Below are 3,514 nucleotides of genomic sequence, written 5' to 3'. Positions count from 1 at the left end.
GTAGGTGATGTGTTATGCGAGATAATACTGCTTTGATTGAACGCGTGCGAGAGGGGGACAAGCAGGCAGAAAACAGAATGGTGGAAGAAAATATGGGCCTTGTATACAGTATTGCAAGACGATTTTTAAATCGCGGATATGATGCGGAAGATTTGACGCAAATCGGCGCGATAGGACTTATAAAGGCCGTAAAGAAATTCAATCCCGAATTTAACGTACAATTTTCTACATACGCAGTACCGATGATAACAGGTGAAATAAAACGTTTTTTGCGTGATGACGGTGCCGTTAAAATAAGCAGAACGTTAAAGGAAAATGCAATGAAAGGCTGGCGGTGTGAAGAACTGTTAAGACGAAAATTGAACAGACAGCCGACAATAAACGAAATTTCAAAAGAAAGCGGAATTGATGCCGAAAGTCTTATCGAGGCGTTTGAGGCGGCAACACCGCCCGAAAGTATTTATGAAAGTGTTTACGATAACGGCGATAAAGAAATTCGCTTGCTTGATACAATTACCGGTGAAGAAATTGAGGACGGAGTTATAAATAAAGTTATGATTGACGATATTTTGAGCCGTCTTACAGAACGTGAAAAAGAAATAATTCTGCTTAGATATTTCAGAGGCAAAACACAATCTGAGATTGCCAAGATAATTGGAGTGTCGCAGGTGCAGATTTCAAGAATTGAGAAAAAAGCAATAGAACGTATAAGAGGAGAAATGCCATAGAAAAACGCACTCTGTAAAGAGTGCGTTTTTTATATTTTAGCGTCTGTCTGCCGGTGTTGTTGCAGTCGGTGTGTCTGTTGAAACAGGTGCGACAGTTGCAATGGGTGTATCGGTTGTGGTCGGTGTATCAGTTGAGGTTGGTGTACCTGTAACTGTAGGAACATCTGTCGGTGTCGGTGACGCAACCGGTTTTGTCAAAACAATTTGAGATACAAGTGAAATCGGTTGACTTCCTATGTTCCATACGAATGCTTTCAGCATTTGTGAATCATCGTGTGCACTTATAGAAACAGGTTCTGTGTACGGAACAGCTTTTAAGCCTATAAGAATTTTATTTTCGTCAAATTCGGCTACATACAAAATAGGTGTATCTGTTGTTTCAAGTTTTTTGTCAACGGATATAGTATAAGTTCCGTCATCTTTAGGTGTGATTTTCGATTCGTATGCTATAACAGGTTTCGGTGCTTCCGTAACAGTCGGTGTTTCTGTAGGAACAGGTGATACTGTAACGGTCGGTGTTTCTGTAGGAACAGGTGATGCTGTGACGGTCGGTGTTTCTGTAGGAACGGGTGTTTCGGTTGGTTTAGGTGCAGCTATAATTGTTATAAATGATTCAACTCCGTTCATTAATTTGTAGTATACTCGGCACACAAATTACCGTCTTTGACTGCAAGACCGAACAAATATGTTTTTGAAATGTCTGGGATTTCCGTATATTCATATATTTCTTTTGCCGTATTTGTTTTTGTGTCAAATTCAAAAACTTTATTCGGTGAGTTAAAATACAATTTTCCGCTATAAGCAACAGTAACATTAAAATGTGATGAATATGCAGATTTATTATCACCGTATACGCACCAATAATATTTTGAAGTATCTTTATAAACAGGTGTAAAAGTATTTGTCGATAAATCTAAAGTGGAAAGCTCATTTTTATCATTGAAACAATAGATTTTTCCATCTAAAAAACTTACAGATCCTGATACGTTATGAATAATTGAATCTTTATAAGTGTCATCTTCTGCTGTTATAACCGGTTCGCCATACCAAGTGTTTACGTTCCAAGTGCGGTGAATATCTTGTTCTTCAACATATAATCCATCGTTTGAATTTGATACCGAAGAGGCGGAAACAGCTTTCAATTCTTCATCACTCAAAAGAAAATATGTGTGATTTGCAAGTGATGATAAATTCGGTGTAGGGTCATCTGATGTTAAATCTAAGTTATACCACTTACCGTCTACTTTTACTTTGTTCCACATATGATTGCACGCATCACTCGGAACTGTTGTACATTCCATTTCAAAATATTTATTCATAACGTACATAAATAAATATGAATATCCTTGGCAAACGCATTTCTTATCTCTTACTGTTGTGTAAAGATTGCGGTTTTGATAAGACATATCATATTCATAATGAGATGTGATATAATCATGAACAAAAAGCACTTTTTCAAGCTCTGTTGCGTCTTTCGGAACAGATGATACAATTTCATTGCATTCAGCATCAATCAATTTTTGAGCTTCCTTTATTTCGTCTTTTTCCATAGTGAAAGGGTCTTTGATCATTATTTCCGAAATTGTCTGACCGTCTGCTGTTTTATAAGAAAATTGACGTAAATTGACATAAAATAATTCGGGATGCTCATATTGTATTGCTTTAGGTAAAGAATCAATAAGTTCTTGAATGTTACCCGAAGGAATGTTGTATTTTTGAATATCAGATTCCGTTTTTAGGTTATTTAAGTCTGAAATAATATCTTCAACCGCCGATTTTTCATTTTCGGAAATTTTAACCGAAGTATCGGCGAACATTGTAATTTCATCATTATTAAAATATCCGCTGTAAGTGTCCTCCGCTATTGCGATTGACGGCGTTATAAGTACTGTCACTATAAGCAAGCATATAAATTTTTTTATATTTTTCATGATACCATCTCCTAAAAATAACTTTTTATATAATATATTATATAACTGATTATACAAAAAGTCAATAAAAATACAAAGCAAGTACAAGTATTATGTAGAAATTGCACAAATAAATGAATATAATTTAGCATTTTGCACATTGTTCTGTGCGTAGAATTAAATTAAAATTAGTCTTGACAAACTTTTTTAGGTGTGTTACAATATTTACAACGAGCAAAGGTGTTTCGTCCTCATAGGATAGAAGCACCTTTTTTGCATATTAGGACGATTTATATATTATATAGTATTGAAATTAGAAAGGAAAGTTCGTTATGTTGACAAAACAAGATATTTTCGATTTGGTTGAAGAAGAGGACGTAAGATTTATTCGTCTGCAATTTACGGATATGCTTGGAACAATGCGTAATCTTGCGATTACAACTTCAAGACTTGAGGACGCACTTGATAATCTTTGTATGTTTGACGGTTCGTCAATTATGGGATTTGTCGGTGTTGAGGAAAGTGATTTATATTTACATCCCGACTTTGACACATTTGAAATTTTCCCTTGGCGACCGCATCAAGGAAAGGTCGCAAGACTTATATGCGATGTTTATAAGCCTGACGGTACACGTCTTGAAAGTGACCCGAGATATATTCTGCAAACGGTTATTAAAGAAGCGGAAGAAATGGGTTACAAATTTAATGTGGGACCTGAATGTGAATTCTTCCTATTTAATACGGACGAACGCGGTAATCCAACGACAGAGCCGCATGACAATGCGGGTTATTTTGACTTGGCACCGCTTGATAACGGCGAAAACTGCCGCCGTGAAATATGTCTTACGCTTGAAGATATGGGATATAAAATCGAGG

At 36.1% G+C, this 3,514-nt stretch carries 4 protein-coding genes; 2 read left to right on the top strand and 2 right to left on the bottom strand.

Features of this window, described 5'->3' with window-relative positions; genetic code table 11:
* The first annotated feature begins 14 nt into the window (after positions 1-14).
* On the top strand, positions 15-728 hold the full coding sequence (locus ACLTU0_RS11305; RefSeq protein ID WP_022230176.1) for a SigB/SigF/SigG family RNA polymerase sigma factor: 714 nt from the start codon (positions 15-17) through the stop codon (positions 726-728).
* 36 nt (positions 729-764) lie between these two features.
* Here ACLTU0_RS11305 and ACLTU0_RS11300 read toward each other — a convergent pair whose 3' ends face one another.
* Positions 765-1,355: a hypothetical protein gene (locus ACLTU0_RS11300; RefSeq protein WP_412322540.1), complete on the bottom strand. Its 591-nt coding sequence runs from the start codon at positions 1,353-1,355 to the stop codon at positions 765-767.
* Positions 1,355-2,659: a transglutaminase domain-containing protein gene (locus ACLTU0_RS11295; RefSeq protein WP_412322539.1), complete on the bottom strand. Its 1,305-nt coding sequence runs from the start codon at positions 2,657-2,659 to the stop codon at positions 1,355-1,357. Before ACLTU0_RS11295 ends, ACLTU0_RS11300 begins: the two co-directional genes overlap by 1 nt.
* A gap of 311 nt (positions 2,660-2,970) precedes the next feature.
* Between ACLTU0_RS11295 and ACLTU0_RS11290 the strand changes: the two genes are divergently transcribed.
* Positions 2,971-3,514 (top strand): glutamine synthetase beta-grasp domain-containing protein (locus tag ACLTU0_RS11290; protein WP_412322538.1); only part of this gene is annotated, 544 nt, incomplete at its 3' end.

The sequence above is a fragment of the Hominilimicola sp. genome (assembly GCF_046972485.1).
In the GTDB taxonomy this organism is placed as follows: domain Bacteria; phylum Bacillota; class Clostridia; order UBA1381; family UBA1381; genus Hominilimicola; species Hominilimicola fabiformis.
This window is presented reverse-complemented; position numbering and strand designations above follow the sequence as displayed.

Excerpts from the sequence above, each read along its gene's own strand:
- ACLTU0_RS11305 (WP_022230176.1), top strand. The coding sequence starts at position 15 with ATGCGAGATAATACTGCTTTGATTGAACGCGTGCGAGAGGGGGACAAG.
- ACLTU0_RS11300 (WP_412322540.1), bottom strand. The coding sequence starts at position 1,355 with ATGAACGGAGTTGAATCATTTATAACAATTATAGCTGCACCTAAACCA.
- ACLTU0_RS11295 (WP_412322539.1), bottom strand. The coding sequence starts at position 2,659 with ATGAAAAATATAAAAAAATTTATATGCTTGCTTATAGTGACAGTACTT.